The 21,842-nt window shown below is 65.7% G+C and carries 20 protein-coding genes and 1 pseudogene; 15 read left to right on the plus strand and 6 right to left on the minus strand.

Annotated elements, in window-relative coordinates:
- Positions 1-2: 2 nt before the first annotated feature.
- Genes JY500_RS15720 through JY500_RS15730 form a run of 3 tightly spaced genes read left to right on the plus strand, consistent with a single transcriptional unit; the run spans position 3 to position 3,053 of the window.
- Positions 3-1,178, plus strand: a complete 1,176-nt coding sequence (locus JY500_RS15720) for an ABC transporter permease (RefSeq protein ID WP_206253750.1) — start codon at positions 3-5, stop codon at positions 1,176-1,178.
- On the plus strand, positions 1,175-2,329 hold the full coding sequence (locus JY500_RS15725; protein WP_206253751.1) for an ABC transporter permease: 1,155 nt from the start codon (positions 1,175-1,177) through the stop codon (positions 2,327-2,329). Before JY500_RS15720 ends, JY500_RS15725 begins: the two co-directional genes overlap by 4 nt.
- A gap of 46 nt (positions 2,330-2,375) precedes the next feature.
- Positions 2,376-3,053 carry a MarC family protein gene (locus JY500_RS15730; protein ID WP_172197393.1) on the plus strand — a complete coding sequence of 226 codons (678 nt, stop codon included), beginning with the start codon at positions 2,376-2,378 and terminating at the stop codon, positions 3,051-3,053.
- A gap of 59 nt (positions 3,054-3,112) precedes the next feature.
- Here the strand turns inward: JY500_RS15730 and JY500_RS15735 are convergent, their stop codons facing one another.
- The 3 genes from JY500_RS15735 to JY500_RS15745 are packed head-to-tail and all read right to left on the minus strand — an operon-like array spanning position 3,113 to position 4,988.
- Complete coding sequence (locus JY500_RS15735) at positions 3,113-3,685, minus strand: DUF4337 domain-containing protein (RefSeq protein WP_206253752.1); 573 nt, start codon at positions 3,683-3,685, stop codon at positions 3,113-3,115.
- Positions 3,686-3,705: 20 nt separating this feature from the next.
- Positions 3,706-4,194 carry a dihydrofolate reductase gene (locus tag JY500_RS15740; protein ID WP_172197387.1) on the minus strand — a complete coding sequence of 163 codons (489 nt, stop codon included), beginning with the start codon at positions 4,192-4,194 and terminating at the stop codon, positions 3,706-3,708.
- Complete coding sequence (locus JY500_RS15745) at positions 4,194-4,988, minus strand: thymidylate synthase (protein WP_172197384.1); 795 nt, start codon at positions 4,986-4,988, stop codon at positions 4,194-4,196. The genes JY500_RS15740 and JY500_RS15745 overlap by 1 nt, the downstream gene beginning before the upstream one ends.
- A 126-nt stretch (positions 4,989-5,114) precedes the next feature.
- Between JY500_RS15745 and JY500_RS15750 the strand changes: the two genes are divergently transcribed.
- The 4 genes from JY500_RS15750 (at position 5,115) to JY500_RS15765 (ending at position 10,197) form a co-directional block, all read left to right on the plus strand.
- On the plus strand, positions 5,115-6,587 hold the full coding sequence (locus JY500_RS15750) for a cytochrome P450 family protein (RefSeq protein WP_172197381.1): 1,473 nt from the start codon (positions 5,115-5,117) through the stop codon (positions 6,585-6,587).
- Positions 6,588-6,678: 91 nt separating this feature from the next.
- Complete coding sequence (locus JY500_RS15755; protein ID WP_172197378.1) at positions 6,679-7,647, plus strand: acetyl-CoA carboxylase carboxyltransferase subunit alpha; 969 nt, start codon at positions 6,679-6,681, stop codon at positions 7,645-7,647.
- Complete coding sequence (tilS, locus tag JY500_RS15760; RefSeq protein ID WP_206253753.1) at positions 7,640-8,980, plus strand: tRNA lysidine(34) synthetase TilS; 1,341 nt, start codon at positions 7,640-7,642, stop codon at positions 8,978-8,980. Before JY500_RS15755 ends, tilS begins: the two co-directional genes overlap by 8 nt.
- Positions 8,981-9,087: 107 nt before the next feature.
- Entirely contained in the window at positions 9,088-10,197 is a 1,110-nt protein-coding gene (locus JY500_RS15765) for a hypothetical protein (RefSeq protein WP_206253754.1), read from the plus strand.
- A 45-nt stretch (positions 10,198-10,242) separates the two neighbouring features.
- On the opposite strand, the gene apbC is transcribed toward JY500_RS15765, so the two are convergent.
- Positions 10,243-11,334, minus strand: a complete 1,092-nt coding sequence (gene apbC / locus JY500_RS15770; RefSeq protein WP_172197369.1) for an iron-sulfur cluster carrier protein ApbC — start codon at positions 11,332-11,334, stop codon at positions 10,243-10,245.
- Between the two features lie 252 nt (positions 11,335-11,586).
- Between apbC and metG the strand changes: the two genes are divergently transcribed.
- From metG to JY500_RS15810, 8 genes are all read left to right on the plus strand, one after another.
- On the plus strand, positions 11,587-13,677 hold the full coding sequence (metG, locus tag JY500_RS15775) for a methionine--tRNA ligase (RefSeq protein WP_206253755.1): 2,091 nt from the start codon (positions 11,587-11,589) through the stop codon (positions 13,675-13,677).
- A 12-nt stretch (positions 13,678-13,689) separates the two neighbouring features.
- Positions 13,690-13,959: a hypothetical protein gene (locus JY500_RS15780; RefSeq protein WP_172197363.1), complete on the plus strand. Its 270-nt coding sequence runs from the start codon at positions 13,690-13,692 to the stop codon at positions 13,957-13,959.
- A gap of 10 nt (positions 13,960-13,969) precedes the next feature.
- Positions 13,970-14,332 (plus strand): CidA/LrgA family protein, encoded by a 363-nt coding sequence (locus tag JY500_RS15785; RefSeq protein WP_206253756.1) that lies wholly within the window; start codon positions 13,970-13,972, stop codon positions 14,330-14,332.
- On the plus strand, positions 14,329-15,072 hold the full coding sequence (locus JY500_RS15790; protein ID WP_343073305.1) for an LrgB family protein: 744 nt from the start codon (positions 14,329-14,331) through the stop codon (positions 15,070-15,072). Before JY500_RS15785 ends, JY500_RS15790 begins: the two co-directional genes overlap by 4 nt.
- Positions 15,073-15,143: 71 nt before the next feature.
- Entirely contained in the window at positions 15,144-16,832 is a 1,689-nt protein-coding gene (locus JY500_RS15795; RefSeq protein ID WP_206253757.1) for a SulP family inorganic anion transporter, read from the plus strand.
- Entirely contained in the window at positions 16,829-17,119 is a 291-nt protein-coding gene (locus tag JY500_RS15800) for an acylphosphatase (RefSeq protein ID WP_206253758.1), read from the plus strand. The genes JY500_RS15795 and JY500_RS15800 overlap by 4 nt, the downstream gene beginning before the upstream one ends.
- A gap of 193 nt (positions 17,120-17,312) precedes the next feature.
- Complete coding sequence (locus JY500_RS15805; RefSeq protein ID WP_172197348.1) at positions 17,313-17,915, plus strand: peroxiredoxin; 603 nt, start codon at positions 17,313-17,315, stop codon at positions 17,913-17,915.
- A 164-nt stretch (positions 17,916-18,079) separates the two neighbouring features.
- Positions 18,080-21,142 carry an EAL domain-containing protein gene (locus JY500_RS15810; RefSeq protein WP_206253759.1) on the plus strand — a complete coding sequence of 1,021 codons (3,063 nt, stop codon included), beginning with the start codon at positions 18,080-18,082 and terminating at the stop codon, positions 21,140-21,142.
- Here JY500_RS15810 and JY500_RS15815 read toward each other — a convergent pair.
- Entirely contained in the window at positions 21,139-21,651 is a 513-nt protein-coding gene (locus JY500_RS15815) for a ComF family protein (protein WP_281391265.1), read from the minus strand. The two genes, JY500_RS15810 and JY500_RS15815, sit on opposite strands and share 4 nt — an antisense overlap.
- Positions 21,652-21,660: 9 nt before the next feature.
- A pseudogene (locus JY500_RS22345) lies at positions 21,661-21,798 on the minus strand (double zinc ribbon domain-containing protein); the annotation flags it as partial.
- Between the last annotated feature and the right edge of the window lie 44 nt (positions 21,799-21,842).

Consider the following 21,842-nt stretch of genomic DNA (forward strand, 5'->3'; position numbering starts at 1 on the left):
GCATGGCCACGTCGGCCTTCCGCCGCAGCCTGCGGCGCGAGCTCTCGCACCTGGCACACGACCGCTGGGACCAAGCGCTGCTGCTATGGCTGCCCTTGCTGACCTGTCTGATGATCGCCGCGATCTTCTCTGCCGGGCAGATCCGCGAACTGCCGGTCGGTCTGATCGATGCCGATCACACACCTCTTTCGCGCCAGCTCGCGCGCCTGATCGACGCGGCGCCCGGTGTTCGTATCGCCGCCAACCCGGCTGATCACACGGCCGCGATGCAGGCCATGCGCAGCCGCTCGCTTTACGGCGTGATCGAGATCCCGCAAGGCTTCGAGCGCCAGATCAAGCGCGGCGAGCAAGGCGATGTGCTGTGCTTCTACGACGCACAGTTCGCGACGGCAGCCGGCATCCTCGCCAAGGATGTACAGGCTGCAACGATGACCTTCGCCGCCGGCATCCGCATGGTCGCGCGCGAGAAGCGCGGCGAATCCGCGATCGCGGTGCGCGACAGCGTGCAAGCGATCAATCTGCGCCTGACGAGCCTCTACAACGAGTCGATCGACTACCAGACCTTTCTCGGCGGCGCACTGGTGCCGGCGATCCTGCAGATCCTGATCATGGTCGTGGGTGCCAGCGCCGTGGGCCGCGAGATCCGCGACCGCAGCGTGCCTGAGTGGCTCCCTGCGGCCGACGCTCACCACGCCTCGGCGCTGCTGGGCAAGCTGCTTCCCGCCTTCATCGCATTCAGCGCCTGGGGCGTGATCTTTCTGCTCGCCTGGGGGCTGCTGAGGGCCGAGGTCGCCGCCGCCTCGCGCGCACTGCTACTGAGCTGCATGCTGGTGATGGTGGCGGCTTACCTGCTGCTGGGTGCGTTGGTCGCCGCCGCCACCGCCAACCTGCGCAGCGCACTCAGCGTGGTGGGCTTCTACACCGCGCCAGCCTTCGCCTACGTCGGCCAGGCGTTTCCGCTGATGGCGATGCCGGCGGCCGCAAAAGCCTGGGCGGCGATCCTGCCGCTGACCTGGTGGATTCAACTGCAAAACCAGCACTGGCTGATGGATGTGCCGATCGCCGCATCGGCGAAGCCCGTTTCAGCGCTGCTGCTGATGCTCGCGATTGGCGCGCTTGGCAGCGTGCTCGCGCTGCGGCGTGTCGCATCGCAGCCTGAGCGCTGGGGCGCCCGATGAGCTTCGTGCGCGCGATGTTGGCAACCTGGCGAGCGGTGCTCGCCGACGCAGGCGCGGTGCTGCTCTTGCTCGGTGCCTGCGTAGCGTATTCCTTCTTCTACCCGCTGCCGTACGAGCGCGAGACCGTCGAACGCGTGCCCGTGGCAGTCGTGGATCAGGACGATTCACCGCTCTCCCGACAGCTGATCCGGTTCGCCATGGCCAGTCCGCAACTCGCCGTGCGGCAGGTCGGCCGCGATCTACCGGCGGCACAGGCAGCACTCGCGAGCGGCGAGGTGATGGGCCTTGCGCTGATTCCCGCCGGCTTCAAGGCCGACCTGCAGCGCGGAAAACGGGTGGAGGTGCAGATCGCCGGCAACGCCGCCTACGCGCTGATCAACAAAACGGTGCTGAGTGGCTTTGCGGCAGCCGCCGGCACGCTGTCAGCCGGCATTGATGTGCGGCGCTTCGCCAGCCATGGCGCGTCCATGCAGCAGGCGCTGGACGCCGCACTGCCGGTGAATTACATCGCGCGGCCGGCGTTCAACGTCAACGAAGGCTATGGCAGCTACGTCGTGCCCGGCGTGGCGCCACTGATCGTGCAACAGACGCTCGTGATCGGCATGTCTTTGCTGCTGGGTTTGTGGGCTGAGCAACGACGCGCGGGCCTCGCGCCGCTGCCCACCCGCTTGCAGGCTCGCCCCTGGTCAGGCTTCTTCGGGCTGTGGGCGGCATTCGCGGCGATCGGCCTGCTCAACGCGCTGTATTTCTTCGGTTTCGTGTTTCATTTTCAGGGCTACCCGCAGGCGCCCCGTCTGGTCGAAATGCTTGCGCTGGCTGCGCTCTTCGCCCTGGCAAGCAGTGCCTTTGGGCTGTGCCTCGGGCAGTTTTTCGGCGTGCGTGAGCGCGGCATGCAACTGCTGCTGTTCTCGTCGATCCCGATGCTGTTCGTCTCCGGCTTTCCGTGGCCAGCCGAATCGTTGCCGGAGCCGATCGCCACGCTGCGCTGGCTGCTGCCCAGCACGCCAGGCATTCAGGCATCGCTCGCGGTGAACCAGCTGGGCGCGCCGTTTTCCGCGGTCACGACGGAACTGCTCGCGCTGGCCGCACAGACCGTCGGCTGGGGCGCGGCGGCCGCATGGTTGTTCCGCCGCCGCTGGGCGCCGCAGTAAGGCGGCTTGCGGCACAATCGCGCTTTGCCCCGCAGGTGCCGGCCCGATGCTCGAAATCTTTCAGTACGCAGTCAAGAACACCGCGCTGATCCTCGCCGCGTTGCTGCCGATCATCAACCCGCCGGGTGGCGCACCGATCTTCCTGCTGCTGACCCGTGGCGCGTCGGCCGACACTCGCCGCTACCTCGCGCGGCAAGTGGCATGGAACGCCTCGCTGCTGCTGCTCGCGGCAATGTTCATCGGCTCGTATGTGCTGGAGTACTTCGGCATCTCAGCCGCCACGGTGAAGGTGGCGGGCGGCATGCTGGTCGCATCGATCGGCTGGAAGATGCTGCAGACGGACGACGCCCACCACGACGACGCGGGCTCGCACATCGAATGGAGCCGCCCGGTCGCGGAAAGCCGCGCTTTCTATCCGCACACCTTCCCGCTCACCGTCGGGCCCGGCTCGATCGCGGTTGCGCTGACGCTGGGCGCAAGTGTCTACCAGGGCGGCAAACGCCCGATCGCCGCACCGCTCGGCGCGCTGCTCGCAGTGTTGATCGTCGCGATCATCATTTACCTCTGCTACGGCTTCGCCGACCGCATCGTCGGCCTGCTCGGCAAGACCGGCACCACCGTGATGCTGCGCCTCACCGCCTTCGTGCTGCTGTGCATCGGCATAGAGATATTCTGGGGCGGCGCATCCGACCTGCTGGAACCACTCGTTCTGCATCGTCGTTAGGACCACCCCACAAAAGAAAGGGCCCCGCGGGGCCCTTTCTTCTTTGCTGCGCGTGCCGCTCAGATGTGGGCAAGCGCCAGCGCCGCCAGCGCAGAGCCGAATGCGGCCGTGCCCCAGGCGCCGTACTGCAGCCACTTCTTGCGCGTCAGCAAGGTAATCGCAGCAAGGGAAATCGCGATCTGGATCGCAGTCATGGCCTGCGCCCAGCGATGATGCACATGCATCGCCTGCTCGCTCAGTTCGTCTTCTTCCTTGACGCGAGCCTCCAGTTCGTCGGCCTTCTTCTTGATCTCTTCCTTCTCGGCCTTGTAGCGCGCGGCGTCTGCCTCGAACTTGGGCCGCTTGTCCTCGACGCTCAGCGCACTGCCCAGCTCGGCAAGGTTCTGCTTGTTGCCCTTGGACTGGTAGTAAGCCCACTGGTTGGCGGCTTCGGTCTTGAGGATCGCAGCCTGGTTCTTGTGCAGCATTGCGTCGTTCTGCGTGGCGCCGCCTTCGTAGCTGAATAGCGCGCCGACGGTCGCCAGGATGGCGGTCATCACGGCGATTTGCGACGAGAAATTGTCGCCGCCGTGGCCAGCGTGTTCGACCGCATGGTCATGCGGCCCGTGGACGTGGAAATGATCTCCGGACATGGTCTTCTGCGTTGCAGTTTTCAGGAACGAACGTAATCAACAAAATCAAAGGGGTGGTCGTGGGCCTCGTCGGCCGGGTGCCCCTCGCGGCGAACCACCGTAAAGCCCGCATCCCGCCAATCCGGGAAGTGGGCGTCACCGTCGACCTCCGCCTGCACCTCGGTCAGCCACAGCTCGTCGGCGCGCGGCAGCGCCTCGGCGTACAGCTGCGCACCACCAATCACGAAGGCGCGCTCGACAGCGCCGCAAAGCGCCAGCGCTTCGTCGAGCGAATGCACGACCTCGGCACCCTCGAGCTGCAAATCGCGCTGGCGCGTGACCACGATGTTGCGCCGGCCCGGCAAGGGGCGCCCAAGCGAGTCCCAGGTCTTGCGGCCCATCACGATCGGGTGCCCGAGCGTGAGCGACTTGAAACGCTTGAGATCATCCCGCAGGCGCCATGGCAGCGCGTTGTCACGGCCGATCGTGCCGTTGCGCGCGACTGCGGCGATCAGGGCAAGTTTCGTCATTACACGGCCACCGGCGCAGAGATGTGAGGATGCGGGTCGTAGCCTTCAAGCGTGAAATCCTCGAAGCGGAAGGCGAACAAATCCTTCACCTCGGGGTTCAGGCGCATCGTCGGCAGCGGACGCAGCTCACGCGAGAGCTGCAGGCGGGTCTGATCCAGATGGTTTGAGTACAGATGCGCGTCGCCCAGCGTGTGCACGAAGTCACCCGGCTGGTAGCCGCAGACCTGCGCAATCATCAGCGTCAGCAACGCATAGCTTGCGATGTTGAACGGCACGCCGAGGAAGATATCCGCGCTGCGCTGGTATAGCTGGCAGGAGAGCTTGCCGTCTGCGACGTAGAACTGGAACAGCGCGTGACAGGGCGGCAGCGCCATCTTGTCCACTTCGCCCGGGTTCCATGCACACACAAGGTGGCGGCGCGAATCCGGGTTCTTCTTAAGCCCTTCGACAAGCAGGGTGATCTGGTCGACCGTACGGCCGTCCGCCGTCTCCCAGCGTCGCCACTGTTTGCCATACACCGGGCCGAGTTCGCCGTTTTCGTCGGCCCACTCATCCCAGATCGAAACGCCGTTTTCCTTCAGGTAGCGGATGTTCGTATCGCCCTGCAGGAACCACAGCAGTTCGTGGATGATCGAGCGAAGGTGCAACTTCTTCGTTGTAACGAGCGGAAAGCCCTCGGCCAGATCGAAACGCATCTGCCAGCCGAAGACCGAGAGGGTGCCAGTGCCAGTGCGGTCGGACTTGCGATGACCGCGTTCGAGCACATGGCGCATGAGTTCGTGATACTGCCGCATGGGTAAAGCCCGGCCGGAAAAAGCCGTCATTGTACCGGTGGCGGCGCGCTTGCACGGCTGATTAAGAAGGTAGAGACGCGCCGCCACCACAGCGTAGAATCGTGACGGAATTCACAGAGAATCGGCATGCTCAAGCTATTCCCTTCCCGCCCGGATCACCCCTTGGCCGATTTGCGCGAACTGCAGCGCGCGGTCACGGAAATCGGCGCGCACACGCCGGACGACGCGTTGCGCGAGGCGACCGGCTGGCTTGAGACGGTTGGCGCACCGGAAGAAGGCAGCGACCCGACCGCCTTGCTGCGCCTGCTCGTGAGCTTCGACGAGGCAATGCAGCCGCACGCCCGCGCGCTGGCCGACCGCTATGTCGAAAGCCGCCTGAAATGGTCGCCAAGCTCGACCGCCCGCTGGCAGGCAACACGCGCCTTCCTGCACCTGCTGTGCGAGCGCTACGAAGACCTGCTGCGCCTGCTCGGCAATGGCCGCAAGCCCTATGTGCAACTCACCGCCGACGTCGCAGTGCGCTTGCTGCGGGCAGCCAGCGCCGCCCAGCGCTGGGATGCGCTTCGTTATGGCCCCTATGATCCGAACCACTGGCGGCGCTGCGGCCAGGCCTATCTGGCCGCGGCCCAGCACAATCTGCTTGAACAACCGGTGCGGCTGCGCAGCAACCGGCAAACCGAAACAACCACGGCACGCGAGTACCTGCGCACGGTTGCCTTTGCCACCGCCGCGATGGACGAACTGGACGAGCGCCAGATCCTGCTCGCCGGCCACGTAATCCACTACGTGCTGGGCACGCTTCGCCTGACCGAAACACCCGAGCGCGACAGCGTCTTCTGGGTGGACCCGGCGCTGGCACAAAGCCCGGTGCGGATGGCTCGGCAGCCGCAAGCAAGCCCGACTGTGCGCTACTTCAGCGGCGGCTCAACACTCGACGCGCTGTTCGAAATGGAGCTGATGGTGCGCGGCGGTACGCTGCCGCCGGCCCTCGGCGTCGAACCGGATGACGCGCCGCACCTCGGCCCCTTGCTGCGCCACTTTGCCCGCCACTGGTCGGAAGAGCCGCCTGTGCGGCGCCATCGGCGCCACGCCCTGCCGGGCCAGCTGCATGTGATCGAGGGCCTCGAACCGCTCGCTGAACTTCTGTCGGGCAAGGCCAGCGCTCAGATGAGCCTGTGGGAACAGCGCGACGCCAGCCTGCACGGCATCGGCCTGACCTTGCCGGTCGACGAACGCAGCCGCCTGCGCGTCGGCGCGCTGCTCGGCCTGCACTCGCACGACGGCACGCGCTGGCTCGCCGGTATCGTCCGGCGGATGCAGCATTTGTCGGACAACACGCTGCACGTCGGCGTCGAAGTCATTTCCTGGCATCCGATGGCTGCACATGCCGACGATGGCGCGCAAAACGTGCGGGTGCTGTTGCTCGACCCCCTGCACCGCGACGCCACGATCCGCCTTGCGGTGCCCCTGCCCGGCGTACGGCCGGGCGCGCCACTCTTCCTGCTGGGGCAGAACAAGGCCCTCAAGCTGCTGCCCGGCGAGCTGATCGAACGCGGCGCCGACCACGAAATCCGCAGCTACCAGGTGGCCGCCTCCTGAAAGCGGCACCAAATCAACTGCTTCAGCAGCAACGGAATATCCCTGCGAGCCCATCGGGTACAATCGCCCACCTTTCAAAAAGCGGTATGGCATGAAAATCACTGCCCTCGACTTCGAGCAACCGATCGCGGAGCTTGAAACCAAGATCGAAGAGTTGCGCTTCGTACAGGACGACTCCGCGGTGGACATCTCCGAGGAAATCGCCCGCCTTGAAGTCAAGCGCCAAGCGCTGACCAAGGACATCTACGCCAAGCTCACGCCCTGGCAGATCGCGATGGTCGCGCGCCACCCCCAGCGCCCCTACACGCTGGATTACGTGCAGCACCTGTTCACCGACTTCAAGGAATTGCACGGCGATCGCAACTTTGCCGATGACAAGGCAATCGTCGGCGGCATGGCACGCTTCAATGGCACGCCGTGCATGGTGATCGGCCACCAGAAGGGGCGCGACACCAAGGAAAAGATCCTGCGCAACTTCGGCATGCCGCGCCCCGAGGGCTACCGCAAGGCGGAGCGCCTGATGCGGCTCGCCGAAAAGTTCGGCCTGCCGATCTTCACCTTCGTCGACACCCCCGGCGCTTACCCTGGCATCGACGCGGAAGAGCGCGGCCAGTCCGAGGCGATCGGCCGAAACCTCTATGTGATGGCCGAGCTGAAGGTGCCGCTGATTGCCACCATCATCGGTGAAGGTGGCTCGGGCGGTGCGCTGGCCATCGCAGTGGGCGACCAGTTGTTGATGCTGCAGTACTCGACCTACTCGGTGATCTCGCCCGAGGGTTGTGCGTCGATTCTTTGGAAGAGCGCCGACAAGGCGCCCGACGCCGCCGAGACCATGGGTATCACCGCGTCGCGCCTCAAGTCGCTCGGCCTGATCGACAAGGTCGTCAACGAGCCGGTCGGCGGCGCCCACCGCGACCACCGCGCCATGGCGCAGAGCCTCAAGCGCGCGCTGGCCGATGCACTGCGCCAAGTCGCTGACCTGCCGACCAATGAACTGCTGGAACAGCGTTACCAGAAGATCATGAGCTACGGCCGCTTCAAGGAGCAGGCGGTTGCCTGATCCAGAGCGGCCAAAGGCGCCCGGCACTCCGGGCGCCGTGCCGCTTGTCGAACACTTTCGCTTGCGCCTGGCCCGGCTTACACAGCCCGGCCAAACCCTCACCGCCGCATTCAGTGGCGGGCTTGATTCCACCGTACTGCTGCATCTGCTCGCACGCTGGGCGCCCACGCTCGGGCTCACGCTGCGCGCCGCCCATGTGCATCACGGCCTGCAAGCCAGCGCCGACGCATGGGCCGCGCACTGCGGCGACGTTTGCGACAGGCTGGGCGTGCCGCTGACGACCCTGCGAGTCAAGGTCGATACCACACAGGGCATCGGCATCGAGGCCGCAGCCCGCGCAGCCCGCCACGCCGCGCTGCGCGAACTCGGCGGCGACTGGCTGGTGCTAGCACACCATCGCGGCGACCAAGCCGAGACCCTGCTGCACCGCCTGAGCCGCGGCTCAGGCGTACACGGCGCCGCCGCGATGCGCGAAGCGGATCAGCGCGGCGGCCCGCCCGGCCTTCTGCGTCCGCTGCTCGACACCCCGCGTTCCGAACTGCTCGCCTGGGCGCAAGCGGAGCAACTCTGCTGGATTGAAGACCCGAGCAACGCCGACACGCACTTCAGCCGCAATTTCATCCGCCATGCACTCCTCGCCCCGCTGAGCACCCGCTTTCCCGGAGCCGAGGCGGCACTCGCGCGGGCGGCGGGGCATTTCGATGAAGCTGCCGGCCTGCTCGACGAACTCGCCGCCATCGACCACGCGCATGTTGCAAGCACTCGCGGCGCATCGCGCGCGGCTCTGCTCTCCCTGAGCGATGCGCGCCTGCGCAACCTGCTGCGCGCGCGGCTTGCCGCACAGGGTTACGCAGCCCCCGACACCGATCAACTCACCGAAGCGCTGCGCCAGTTGCGCTGCGCAACGAGCCCCTGGCGTGCCGGTTTTGGCGCCTGGGCATTGTGTGTCGAAGACGATGACGTCTGGTTCGAGCGCGCGCCCGTACCCCATGCCGGCCCGGATTGCGTCTGGCAGGGTGAGGCGCTGCTGCATTGGGGTTGCGTCGAGTTGCACTTCGAGCAAACGAGCACGGCGGGCCTACAGCTGACACCCGGCGACCTGACGCTCTCGGCGCGCCGTGGCGGCGAACGTCTGCGGCCGCACGCAGCGCGCCCGGCGCGCGACCTGAAAACCCTGGGCCGCGACGCGGGCGTGCCGCCATGGTGGCGCACAGCCTTGCCGGTGTTCCGCCAAGCGGGCCAAGTGGTCGGTTGGGGTGAAATATGGGACGCCGGTCTGCGCGGCAGTGACGGATGGCACATCACGATTCGCCGCCCCAACGCAAAATTCTGATTCGGCGGGAAGGCTGAGGCTGTCAGGGCATCGCTACCCGTCTATCATTCAAGGTTTTCCGGCCCCCGCCGGTCCAATACGACTACACCGAAAGGCCAGGTATCCCGATGGAAACGCGCTACCGGATCACATTCCGGGGTGAAGTGCTCGATGGACATGTCCGCGAACAGGTCATGCAGACCGCCGCCGAGCGGCTTGGCGCCACGATCGAACAAGCCGGCCTGATGTTCTCCGGGCGCCTTGCGGTGTTGAAGAAGGGGCTCGACCCGGTCAGCGCCCAGCGCTACGTCGCCGTGCTCGCGCGCATCGGCATGAAGGCCTACGCAGAGCCGATGCCCGATGCCACCGTGGCCCCCGCACCCGCACCGGCCGCGCAAGCCCCAGTCGCCGCAGCGGCAGAACCGGTGGTGACCGCTGCGCCTGTCGTCGCGCCTGCCGCCGCACCGGCGAGCGCCCCCAGCGCACCCGTCGCAGCGGCAACGCAACCCACCGATGTGCTGGCCCCGGTCAGCTTGCCGGATACGCTGACGCCGTCGTACATGAACACGCCGGAACCCGAACGCAGCGCCGGCATGGCCGAGCCTTTCGATCCGGAGCGTACCCACCTCGCCTCGCCGGCCTTGGTCGCTGAACCGCACCCGACCTTCGAACGAACCGAAGGGGTGCAGCAGAGCTTCGACGCGCGCCATGTCGATACCGCAGACCATTCGGTGATGCCGACGATGATCGTGCCGCCGTCGGCGCGGCGTGCAGCGCCTGCGCAACCCGAAATCGCCGAGGCCCTCGCCGACATGCCGACCGATGCGGCGGCCGAACACAGCATGGTCGCCACGTACCTGGAATCGATCCAGTCGCTCACGTCGGAACCACACGACGACGCGACCGACGACGAACCACCACCCGTGCTGCCGGACGAGTATCGGCCGACGCCTCAGCGCGCTGCCGCACGCCTGCAGGATGTGCCGCGTCACGTTCCCGGCCCGGCGACGGTTACGCCGATCGCTCCGCCGCCGCGCGTCAACCGGCTGCCGGACCCGCCCACCGTCATGCCGAACCAGCATGCGGCGACGACCATCATGGTGATGGGGCCGGACAGCGATACGCCGGTGCCTTCGACGCCGGTCGGCGACGGTGGTGCCCGCGTCCGGCTGATCGCCACCCTACTGGGCGGCGCCGCAGTGGTCGCGCTGCTGGTCTGGTGGGTCTCGGTACGCTGACCACCTCGCACCAAAACAAAACGCCGGCAGTGCCGGCGTTTTTTCTTAGGTGTTCTGCACCACGATATTCGGAAATTTGAAGCGCATGTCGCGCTGACGCTCCGCAATCGAGATCGCCACCTTGCGTGCGATGCCGCGGTAGGCGTCGGCCAGCGGCCCGGTCGGGTCGGCCACCACGGTCGGCGAGCCCGAATCCGTCTGCTCGCGGATGCGGATATCCAGCGGCAGGCCACCAAGGAAGGGCACGCCGTAATCGGCACACATCTTCTCGCCACCACCGGCGCCAAAGATGTGTTCCTGGTGCCCGCAGTTCGAGCAGATGTGGATGCTCATGTTCTCGACGATGCCAAGGATCGGGATGCCGACCTTCTCGAACATCTTCAGGCCCTTGCGGGCATCGAGCAGCGCAATGTCCTGCGGGGTGGTAACGATCACCGCGCCGGTCACCGGCACGATCTGCGCCAGGGTGAGCTGGATGTCGCCGGTGCCCGGTGGCATGTCGATCACCAGGTAGTCGAGATCGTCCCAATTGGTATCCATCAGCAACTGGCGCAGCGCTTGCGTAGCCATCGGCCCACGCCACACCATCGGCTGCTCGACATCGACCAGGAAACCGATCGAATTCGCCTGCAGCCCGTGAGCCTGCAGCGGAATCATGGTCTTGCCGTCTTCACTCTCGGGCCGCGCATCGTTCAGACCCAGCATCTGAGGCTGGCTCGGGCCGTAGATATCGGCATCCAGAATGCCGACCCGCGCGCCTTCGCTGGCCAACGCCAACGCGAGGTTCACCGCCGTCGTGCTCTTGCCGACGCCGCCCTTGCCGGACGACACCGCGATGATGTTCTTCACGCCCGGCAACAGCTTCACGTTGCCCTGAACCGTGTGCGGCACGATGCGGCTGCTGACTTCCACTGCAACCGACTCGACGCCCGGCAGCGCCTTCACTGCGGTCTCGATTTGCGCACGGATCGCAGCGAACTGGCTGCTGGCCGGGTAACCAAGCTCGATCGTTACCTTGGCGCGGCCGCCATCGATCGATGCGGCCTTCACGGCCTTGGCTGCGGCGTAGGGTTTGCCGGTGTTAGGGTCGGTCAGGCTGCCGACGTGTTCGAGAAGCTGTTGCTGGCTGAGACTCATCGATGCACTCGCTGGAAACGGAACAAACCCGGGCGCAAACCCGACTGATTTGCTCAAGTTTATCACGGCTAAACGGGTGACTCCGCGCACTCGATCTCCAATAACCGCGTCGCTGCGGCCGCCGCGCAGCACAGACAAGCGCCGACGAGGGCGCTGACCTCGCGCATGAAACCCACGAATTCCAGTACTGGCGCGGCCGAAGCGCGCGCCGCTTGCTAGAATTCACGTTTTCCCCGCTGTCCCGGAACGCACATGACCGCGCCACATCGCAAGCTCTTCGTCACGACCGCCCTGCCCTACGCGAACGCCGCCTTCCATATCGGCCACATCATGGAATACACCCAGGCCGACATCTGGGTGCGGTATCAGCGAATGCGCGGTCACGAAGTGCACTTCGTCTGCGCGGACGATGCGCACGGCGCGCCGATCATGCTCAAGGCCGAGGCCGAGGGCATCACGCCGCAGGCGTTGGTCGCCGGCATTGCGGCTGGCCGCCCGCAGTACCTCGATGGCTTCCATATCCGCTTCGACAACTGGCACTCGACCGATTCGCCGGAGAACGTCGAACTGTCGCAGGACATCTACGTGCGACTGCGCGAAGCGGGCTTCATCGACCGCAAGGTGATCGAGCAGTTCTTCGACCCGGTCAAGTCGATGTTCCTGCCCGACCGCTACATCAAGGGCGAGTGCCCGCGCTGTGGCGCGAAGGATCAGTACGGCGACAACTGCGAGAGCTGCGGTGCGGTGTACGCACCGACCGAGCTGAAGAACCCGTACTCGGCGCTCTCGGGCGCCACGCCGGTGATCAAGCAGTCGGAACACTTCTTTTTCCGCCTGTCGGACCCGCGCTGCGTCGAGTTCCTGCGCGGCTGGACCCAGGACGGCCGGCTGCAGCCGCAGATCGCCAACAAGGCGAAGGAGTGGCTGGAGTCCGGTGACGGGCTCGCGGACTGGGACATCTCGCGCGACGAACCGTATTTCGGCATTCCGATCCCCGATGCGCCGGGCAAGTATTTCTATGTCTGGCTGGATGCGCCGATCGGTTACCTCGCGAGCCTGAAGAACCATTTCCACAAGCTCGGCGGTGACATGGCCGCCTTCCTCGCCGATAAGCAGACCGAACAGATCCACTTCATCGGCAAGGACATCGTCTACTTCCACTGCCTCTTCTGGCCCGCGATGCTGCATTTCGCCGGCACGCCTTACAAGGTGCCGAACAACGTCTTCGTGCATGGCTTCATGACCGTGTCGGGCGAGAAGATGAGCAAGTCGCGCGGCACCGGCATCTCGCCGCTGCGCTACCTGGAACTCGGCATGAACGCCGAGTGGATGCGCTACTACATCGCCGCCAAGCTCAACGCCAACGTCGAGGATGTGGATTTCACCTCCGAGGATTTCCTCGCCCGCGTCAATTCCGACCTGATCGGCAAGTACGTGAACATCGCCAGCCGCTGCGCCGGTTTCGTCACCAAACGCTTCGGCGGCAAGGTCTCGACCGAGTTCGGCACCGAGGGTGCCGCGCTGCTGTCGGCCATCGCCGCGGCAGCCGGCCCGGTCGGCGACTTCCTGGAAGGCCGTGAGTACTCGAAGGCGATCCGCGAAATCATGGCGCTGGCCGATCGCACCAACGAATACGTCAATGCCAATGCCCCGTGGGAACTGGCGAAGCAGGAAGGCCGCGAAGCGGACCTGCACCGCGTCTGCTCGGTGGCGCTGAACGCCTTCGCGCGCCTCACCCGCATGCTGGCGCCGGTGATGCCTGCCGTGGCGGGCAAGGTGGGCCGTCTGTTCAACTGCGATTTCTCGCGTTGGGACGACAGCAGCCTGCTGGCAACGATCAACCCCTACGAGCATCTGATGACCCGCGTCGATCCCAAGCAACTTGAGGCCTTGTTCCCGCCGCCCGAAAACATCCCGCCGACGGCGCCGGAGCAGCCCCAGCGCCACAGCCAGCACCAGACGCACGAAGCGGTGGAAGAAGCGAAGAAGGCTGACGAGTTCGAGCCCTTCATCAGCATCGATGACTTCGGCAAGGTCGATCTGCGCATCGCGAAGATCGTCTCGGCCGAGCATGTCGAAGGCGCTGCCAAGCTGCTGAAGCTGCAGTTGGATATCGGCGAAGCGAAGCCGCGCCAGGTCTTCGCCGGAATCAAGTCGGCCTACGACCCGGCCACGCTGGTCGGCCGCCTCACGGTGATGGTAGCCAACCTCGCGCCGCGCAAAATGAAGTTCGGCATGAGTGAAGGCATGGTGCTCGCCGCATCGGATGACACCGGCAACACGCCGGGCCTGTTCATTCTGTCGCCGGATTCGGGCGCAACGCCCGGCATGCGGGTCCGCTGAGGCCACGCAGCGATGCTCAACCGCCCCAAACGCCGCGTCCGCCCGACGCCCACCATCATGATGTGGGCCCTGGTGGACGTGGCGGGCGTGCTGGCGCTCGCTCTGGGCGCCGGCTACCTGGTGCATGGTCCTGGCTTCTTCTTCAACAACGTTCCGGGCTCGACGCTGCAGGCGCTGGTTTTCACCTTCGGCGGCCTTGCAACGATCCTGGTCGCTGCAGTGAAGATGCTCGCCGAAGTCCTGAAGCAAATGCCGCAGGACGGATCGACAACCCAACCTTGATGACACGCTGATGCTGGAAGGCCTGCTCGCCCTGCTCGTATTTCAACTGGTGGGCGAGGGGCTTGCGCGCCTGCTGCATCTGCCGATCCCCGGCCCGGTGCTCGGCCTGCTGGGGCTTTTCGCGGTGCTGCGCGCCCGGCCGCACTGGATCGAACGGCTGCGGCCGACGGCAGAAATGCTGCATGGCCATCTCGCGCTGCTGTTCGTGCCAGCCGGCGTGGGTGTCGTGATGTTCCTGCCGCGGCTGCGGGCCGAATGGCTGCCGATTGTCGTCGCGCTGCTGGTCAGCACCTCGGTCGGCCTGGTCGTCACGGCCTGGGTCGCGCACCGGCTGGCGCCCGAGCCGGAGTCGCCGCAGGAGGACGAATCGTGACGGTGCTGCCGATCCGCGACGACATCTTCCGGCTGTGGGTCTATCTATCGGCCTCGCCACTGTTCGCGCTGAGCGCGACGCTGGGCGCCTACCTGCTGGCGCTGGCGCTGGCGCGCCGCCTCAACAACCATCCGCTGGCCAACCCGGTCGCGATCACGATCGTGCTGCTGGCGACCGGCATCTCGCTCGTTGGCGAGGACTATCAGCGCTACTTCGAAGGTGCACAGTTCGTGCACTTCCTGCTCGGCCCCGCTACGGTGGCGTTCGCGGTGCCGATGGCCGCGATGTGGTCGCGCATGCGGCGCATCCGCCTCGCGCTTGCGGTGGGCCTGATCGGCGGCGGCGCGGCCGGTGCCGCCAGTGCGGTGCTCACCGCGTGGGCGTTGGGCGCCAGCCACGAAACGCTGCTGGCCCTGATTCCGAAGTCCGTCACCACGCCTATCGCGATGGGTATCACCGAACAGATCGGCGGGCCGCCATCGCTGACTGCAGTGTTCTGCATTCTCACCGGCGTGGTCGGCGCCGTGGCCGGCCCCAGCCTGCTCGACAACTTCGGCGTACATCGCCCCGCGGTGCGGGGCTTTGCGCTGGGCACCGCTGCGCACGGTATCGGCACCGCGCGGGCCTTTCAGGAACACCCGGAGGCCGGCGCCTTCGCGGGCCTCGCGCTCGGCATCCACGGGCTGGTCGCGGCAATGCTGATTCCGCTGATCGTTGCACTGTGGCTGAAGCTGGTGTGACGCGATGCCGTTGACCCGTACCAAACGCTGGATCACGCAGCACCGGGTCGGCCCCGGCGCCTGCGCCATGCATGACCCCACCTACCGTCAATGCATTGGAGCGCTTCACCGTGATCAACTTCAAACCGAAACTGTTCGTCACCCTGCCCGGCTATAGCCGGCAACAACTCACACAAGACCTCTCGGCCGGCCTGACCGTCGGCGTGCTCGCGCTACCGCTTGCGATGGCTTTTGCGATTGCCAGCGGCATGTCGCCCACCGCAGGCATCTGGACCGCCATCGTCGCCGGCCTGCTGATTGCAGCCCTTGGCGGGTCACGAGTACAGATCGGCGGCCCGACCGGCGCCTTCATCCCGATCATCTACGGCATCGTCGCGCACTACGGCGTGCAGAATCTGCTGATCGCGACGATGCTGGCCGGTGCGATCCTCGTTGGCCTCGCGCTCGCGCGGCTCGGCAGCCTGATCCGCTTCATCCCGCGCACCGTGGTGATCGGCTTCACCAACGGCATCGCAGTGGTGATCTTCCTCGCACAGATCAAGGATTTCCTCGGCCTGCCGATCGAAAACCTGCCGGCCGAGTTCTTCGCCAAGGTCCGCACGCTGTTCTATGCGGTCCCACATGCCGATGTGCCCACGGTGCTCCTCGCCTTCACATCGCTTGGCGTATTGCTGGGCTGGAACCGCATGGCAAAGCGTGTGGCATGGATGGCGCGGGTGCCCGGCCCGCTCGCGGTGCTGGTCATCGCAACGGCGGCCAACGCCGTGCTGAAGCTGCCGGTGGAAACCATTGGCAGTCGCTTCGGCGGCATCCCCCAGGCGATCCCGCCGATCAGCCTGCCCGAACTGACGCTCTCCGATCTTGGCCGCCTGATTTCGCCGGCCATCACCATTGCGCTGCTCGGCGCAATCGAATCGCTGTTGTCGGCACGGGTGGCGGATGCCGCGATCGAGGACCGCCACGACCCCAACCAGGAGTTGATGGCACAGGGGCTCGCGAATCTGGCGGCGCCACTGTTCGGCGGCTTTGCCGCCACTGGCGCCATCGCCCGCACCGCAACCAACGTGCGCAGTGGCGGCCGCACGCCGGTTGCCGGCATCGCCCACTCGATCACCCTGCTGCTGGTGGTGCTGATCGCCGCGCCGGCGGCCGCCTATGTGCCGCTGGCAACCCTGTCGGCGATCGTCGTGCTGGTATCGATCAACATGGGCGAGTGGCATGAGTTCCGCGAACTGCGGCGCTATTCCCTGAACTACCGCGTCGTGCTGCTGGCGACTTTCCTGATCACGGTGATCTTCGACCTCACGCTGGCGGTCGAAATCGGCATGGTGCTGGCGAGCCTGTTCTTCATCTACCGGGTTCAGACGCTGTCGGGTGTAGAACGCCTCGCCCTGCCGGCACAGGGGCCTGACGGCGCGAGCAACGAAGGCATCGCGGCCTTCCACCTGTTCGGCTCGATGTTCTTCGGCTCGGTCGGCAAGATCGAAGATGAACTCGACGTAAAGCAACTCGAAGGCACAATCGTGGTGCTGGACATGTACAAGGTGATCAACCTCGACACCACCGCACTGGAAATGCTCGACAACCTGCTGCGCGACCTGCGCAAGGCAAAGGCGGACCTTGTGCTGTGCGGCCTCAACAAGCAGCCGCTGTCGATCATCCAGCGCTCCGGCTTCGCTGACCGTCTTGGCAACAACCACTTCTGTGACACGCTGCAAGCGGGCGTGGAAGAGGCACGACTTCTGAGGAAACTGGCATGAAGACACTGCGCACCGAACACCTGCTGATCACCGGCGTCGTCCAGGGCGTTGGCTACCGCTGGTCGATGGTGCAGGTGGCCGAACGACTCGAGATCGCCGGCTGGGTGCGCAATCGCCGCGATGGCAGCGTGGAGGCCTTCGTGCGCGGCCGGCCAGAAGCCATCGAGGCGCTCGTGACCTGGGCTCGACGCGGCCCGCCGGCCGCGCGGGTCACCGAGGTGTTGCGCAATCCGGCCGAAGATGACGATTCGGTGACATGGGGTTTTTCCGAGCGCCCGACGGTCTAGAATGAGAGTTTGCTACAGCAAGGTTTGACGCCCTTCAAGGTGTCGGGAATACTCCCGCGCCCAACCCACTTGGAAGCCAGTGCGTCCTGCCCGCAAGCAGTGCAGACCCCGGCCCGGTGCTCGCACCGGACACATCACGGGGCTCCGCGCGGCAAGACTCCCGGCTTCCCGGACATTCAACAAGGAGAATCAAATGGCTGTTCTCGTCGGCAAGCAAGCCCCGGATTTCGTCGCAACCGCCGTTCTCGGCAACAACGAGATCGTTGAAAACTACAAGCTGTCGGACGCCCTCAAGGGCAAGTACGGCGTGATCTTCTTCTACCCGCTGGATTTCACCTTCGTCTGCCCGTCCGAGCTGATCGCCTTCGACCATCGCCTGGAAGAGTTCAAGCAGCGCGGCGTTGAAGTGATCGGCGTCTCGATCGACTCGCAATTCACCCACCTCGCGTGGAAGAACACCCCGGTCAACAACGGCGGTATCGGCCAAGTCGGCTACACCCTGGTTGCCGACATCAAGCACGACATCTGCCGTGCCTACGACGTGGAAGCCGCCGGTGGTGTCGCGTTCCGCGGCTCCTTCCTGATCGACAAGGCCGGCGTCGTGCGTCACCAGGTCGTCAATGACCTGCCGCTGGGCCGCAACGTCGACGAAATGATCCGCATGGTCGATGCGCTGCAATTCACGGAAGAGCACGGCGAGGTCTGCCCGGCAGGCTGGAACAAGGGCAAGGCCGGCATGAAGGCCTCGACCGCCGGTGTCGCCGAGTACCTGGCCAGCCACGCCAAGGAACTGTAAGCAAAACCGGTTCGTCCGAAAGGTCGACAAAAGGGCCCCGCCTTGGCGGGGCCCTTTGCTTTTGGCGCAAAGCCTGGCGCAGCGAACGACGCCTTCAAGTTCTGCGCCCCCTGACCGTAAACCGGAGTGTCCGCCCATAAACGGGAGCTTGGCTCGTTCGCCGCATGCACGCAGTACGCCACATCCCGCTCGCACTTGCTTCCCTCACCGCCACCGCACCGGCCTTTGCCAGCGACGCTGGCGGCGGCGCCGGCATGTGGATCTGGATCTCGGTCATCGCGATCCTCATGGCTGCGCTGGCAATCGTGGTCGCCATCGAGGCGCGCCGCCGCACCGAGACGCTGAAACAGCTGCGCGATGAGGCGCGTACCGAAGCCGAACGCTTTCGCAAGACGATCGAAGGCACCAATGCCGTGGCGTGGGAGTTCGACCCCACCAACAACCTGTGCAGCTATGTCTCGCCCCAGGCTGAGCTGCTGCTGGGATTTCCGCTGAACGCCTGGACGCAACCGGGTTTCTGGCGCGAGAACATTCATCCGGAAGATCGCAGCTTCGTCATCGAGTTCTTCCGCGCGCAGACCGAACTCGGCTACGACCATGAACTTGAGTACCGGATGCTGCATGCCGACGGCCAGACCGTCTTCGTGCGCGACATGCGGACAGTGCACCGCAAGCCCGATGGCAGCATCGATCGCATCAGCAGCCTGCTGATCAACCTGTCGGTGCACAAGGCCACCGAGGCCGCACTCGAAGACAGCGAAGCCCGCTTCCGCTCCACCTTCGAACAGGCCGCGGTAGGTATCGCGATGTGTTCGCTGGCCGGGCGCTACTCGCGCGTCAACCGCCGATTCACCGAGATCTCCGGCTATTCCGAAGCGGATCTGCTGCAGATGGGCTTCCGCGAGTTGGTTCACGCGGACGACGCCCAGCGCTTTGACGCCCAGTTGATGCCCCTCGCCGGATCCGACCGCGAGGTGATCACGCTCGAAATGCGCATCCGCCGGCGCGATGGCAGCCTGGTGTGGGTCGCCATGACGGTCAGCGTGGTCCGCGCCTTGTCGCGCGATCCGAGCCAGTACATGGTCGTGATCGAGGACATCAGCGGCCGCAAGCAGACCGAAGCGGTGCTGCGTGAGAGCGAAGCGCGCATGCGCACCATCATCAGCTCGCTCGACGAAGGCATCGTGATGCGCAACGCAGCCGGTGACGTCGAGGTGTGCAACGAGGCGGTCGCAAAGATCTACGGCATGACGCTGGCGGAGTTCTACCGCTTCCGGCTGGACTCGGGCCAGATCGAATTCGTATTCGCGGACGGTTCCCAGCGCGCCGCGGAAACCCTGCCGCCCATGCTTGCTCTCGCCGGTGACGAACCGGTGGCGGACATGATCGCCTTCCGCAACCAAGACGGCGAGATCCGGACCCTCTGGACCAAATCCACGCCGCTGCATCGCGAGGACGACCCCCGCCCGTATGCGGTGGTCACAACCGTCACGGACATGACGCAACGCCTGCAGGGCGAAGCAGAATTGCGCCTCGCCGCATCGGTGTTCGAGAACAGCGTCGAAGCCATCGTCGTCGCCGGGGCGGACCGCAACATCGTGCGGGTGAACCCCGCTTTCAGCACCGTCACCGGGTTTGAAGTGCGCGACGTGATCGGGCACAGCCTGCCGGATGTGACCGGTAGCCGCCATGAAACCGGCTTCTTCGAGGGCGTCTGGCGCAGCATCGAACGCGACGGCTTCTGGCAAGGCGAGGTCTGGAACACCCGCAAGAACGGCAAAGCGTTCCCGGCCTGGCTGTCGATCAGCTCGGTGCGCGACCACGATGGTCTGATATCGAACTACGTCGCGGTGTTCTCGGACATTACCGAGCGCAAGGCGAACGAGGCCCGCATCGCCTACCTGGCCCACCACGATCCGCTGACCGGCCTGCCCAACCGCGCGCTGATGCAGGATCGACTGTCCCAGTCGCTGGCCCGTGCGCACCGCGAGCGCACGATGGTCGGCCTGCTGTTCCTCGATCTCGATCGTTTCAAGATGATCAACGACTCGCTCGGCCACCACGCCGGCGATCGCCTGCTGCAGCAGGTCGCCGAACGGGTGCGTACCTGCGTGCGGGACTCGGACACGATCTGCCGCCAGGGCGGTGACGAGTTCATCATCGTGCTCAACGACATGCCCAACACCCGCGCACCTGCGCGCGTGGCAGAAAAGATCCTGGGCTCGCTGGCCGAGCCCTTCGATGTGGATACCCACCGGATCGGCACCTCGTTCTCGATCGGCATCGCGGTGTATCCGAACGACGGCCGCGACCCTGAAAGCCTGATGAAGAACGCCGATACGGCGATGTATCACGCCAAGGAAAGCGGGCGGAACACCTTCCGCTTCTTTACCGAGGCGATGAACGCCAACGCGCTGGAACGGCTGCAGCTCGAAAACGCGCTGCGCCAGGCGGTGGAACGCAACGAACTCACGCTGTACTACCAGCCGCAGGTGTCGCTGAAGGACGGCATGGTGGTCGGCGCCGAGGCGCTGCTGCGCTGGCAGCACCCGCAGCGCGGCTTCATCTCGCCCGCCCGCTTCATCCCGATCGCCGAAGAATCAGGTCTGATCGTACCGATCGGCCGCTGGGTGCTGCGCGAAGCCTGCCGGCAGGCGCGCGCTTGGGAGAAACAGGGCCTGCCGCCAATCATGATGGCGGTGAACATGTCGGCCCTGCAGTTCCGCCGCGACAACGTCGTCGCGATGGTGCGCGAGGTACTTGAAGAGACCGGTCACGAGCCGGACCGCGTCGAACTCGAACTCACCGAATCGCTGCTGATGGAAAACGCTGGCGAGGTGCTCTCGACGATCCAGCAACTGAAGGGGCTCGGCGTTCGCTTGTCGATCGACGACTTCGGCACCGGTTATTCAAGTCTCTCCTACCTCAAGCGCTTTGCGGTGGATCGCTTGAAGATCGACCAGAGCTTCGTGCGCGACGTGCCGATTGACTCGGACGATGCGGCGATCGTGCGCGCGATCATCCAGCTGGGCGAAGCGCTCAAGCTCGACGTGATTGCCGAAGGGGCCGAAACGATCGCGCAGGTTGAATTCCTGCGCCGCGAGGGCTGCTCGGAAGCGCAGGGTTACTACTGGTGCCCGCCGGTACCGCCGGGCGTGTTCCAGAGCATGCTGCATCGGGGCATCATCACGCCCGAGGCCGATCGCGCGATGCTCAGCATCGGCTAAGCCGGGCCCGCCGGGGTTCGGGCGACCACCAGGCCCTCGACCCGCGCGGCGCCAGCCTCCTTGAGTGCGCCGGCCAGTTCATCGAGGGTCGTTCCGCTCGTCATCACATCGTCGATCACCAGCACGCGCATGCCGTCAAACCGGCGCTGCACGGCAAATGCACCGCGCAGGTTGCGCCGCCGCTCGTCCAGCGTGAGCCCCGCCTGCGGCGCGACACGCCGGACCTTGCGAACGGCATCGCGCAGATGCGGCACACCGAGCGCCTTGGCAACCGGCTCCGCGAGCAGCACGGACTGATTGAAGCCCCGTGTCGCCAGGCGATGCGGGTGCAGTGGCGCCGGCAGCACCGCATCGATCTGCAACCCGTGTGCAGCCGCCACCAGCTGCTCGGCGAAATAGCGCCCGACGCCAAAACGCGCCTGGAACTTGTAGGCCTGCACCAGCTCGCTGACCGGAAACGCGTAGCGAAACACCGCCCGCGTTGCGTCAAAGCGCGGAGGCTGGCTCAAGCAACGCCCGCAGACCGCACCGCCGGGACTGTCGAGCGCGCAATGCGGGCAGCAGGCGCTAGCGACCGCCGGCAACGCGGCACGACATGCTTCGCATAGCACCTGATCCGCCGCCGGGGCCGCGCAAACAAAGCACGCCTGGGGCATCAGGCGACCCGCGATACGACGCCAGGCTTGCTGCAGCGCGACAA

The sequence above is a fragment of the Niveibacterium microcysteis genome (genome assembly GCF_017161445.1).
In the GTDB taxonomy this organism is placed as follows: Bacteria; Pseudomonadota; Gammaproteobacteria; order Burkholderiales; family Rhodocyclaceae; genus Niveibacterium; species Niveibacterium microcysteis.

Excerpts from the sequence above, each read along its gene's own strand:
- JY500_RS15720 (WP_206253750.1), top strand. The coding sequence starts at position 3 with ATGGCCACGTCGGCCTTCCGCCGCAGCCTGCGGCGCGAGCTCTCGCAC.
- apbC (WP_172197369.1), bottom strand. The coding sequence starts at position 11,334 with ATGAGTCTCAGCCAGCAACAGCTTCTCGAACACGTCGGCAGCCTGACC.
- JY500_RS15735 (WP_206253752.1), bottom strand. The coding sequence starts at position 3,685 with ATGTCCGGAGATCATTTCCACGTCCACGGGCCGCATGACCATGCGGTC.
- JY500_RS15730 (WP_172197393.1), top strand. The coding sequence starts at position 2,376 with ATGCTCGAAATCTTTCAGTACGCAGTCAAGAACACCGCGCTGATCCTC.
- JY500_RS15765 (WP_206253754.1), top strand. The coding sequence starts at position 9,088 with ATGGAAACGCGCTACCGGATCACATTCCGGGGTGAAGTGCTCGATGGA.
- JY500_RS15805 (WP_172197348.1), top strand. The coding sequence starts at position 17,313 with ATGGCTGTTCTCGTCGGCAAGCAAGCCCCGGATTTCGTCGCAACCGCC.
- JY500_RS15780 (WP_172197363.1), top strand. The coding sequence starts at position 13,690 with ATGCTCAACCGCCCCAAACGCCGCGTCCGCCCGACGCCCACCATCATG.
- JY500_RS15795 (WP_206253757.1), top strand. The coding sequence starts at position 15,144 with ATGACCCCACCTACCGTCAATGCATTGGAGCGCTTCACCGTGATCAAC.
- JY500_RS15750 (WP_172197381.1), top strand. The coding sequence starts at position 5,115 with ATGCTCAAGCTATTCCCTTCCCGCCCGGATCACCCCTTGGCCGATTTG.
- JY500_RS15800 (WP_206253758.1), top strand. The coding sequence starts at position 16,829 with ATGAAGACACTGCGCACCGAACACCTGCTGATCACCGGCGTCGTCCAG.
- JY500_RS15740 (WP_172197387.1), bottom strand. The coding sequence starts at position 4,194 with ATGACGAAACTTGCCCTGATCGCCGCAGTCGCGCGCAACGGCACGATC.
- JY500_RS15745 (WP_172197384.1), bottom strand. The coding sequence starts at position 4,988 with ATGCGGCAGTATCACGAACTCATGCGCCATGTGCTCGAACGCGGTCAT.
- JY500_RS15810 (WP_206253759.1), top strand. The coding sequence starts at position 18,080 with ATGCACGCAGTACGCCACATCCCGCTCGCACTTGCTTCCCTCACCGCC.
- JY500_RS15785 (WP_206253756.1), top strand. The coding sequence starts at position 13,970 with ATGCTGGAAGGCCTGCTCGCCCTGCTCGTATTTCAACTGGTGGGCGAG.
- JY500_RS15725 (WP_206253751.1), top strand. The coding sequence starts at position 1,175 with ATGAGCTTCGTGCGCGCGATGTTGGCAACCTGGCGAGCGGTGCTCGCC.
- JY500_RS15755 (WP_172197378.1), top strand. The coding sequence starts at position 6,679 with ATGAAAATCACTGCCCTCGACTTCGAGCAACCGATCGCGGAGCTTGAA.
- metG (WP_206253755.1), top strand. The coding sequence starts at position 11,587 with ATGACCGCGCCACATCGCAAGCTCTTCGTCACGACCGCCCTGCCCTAC.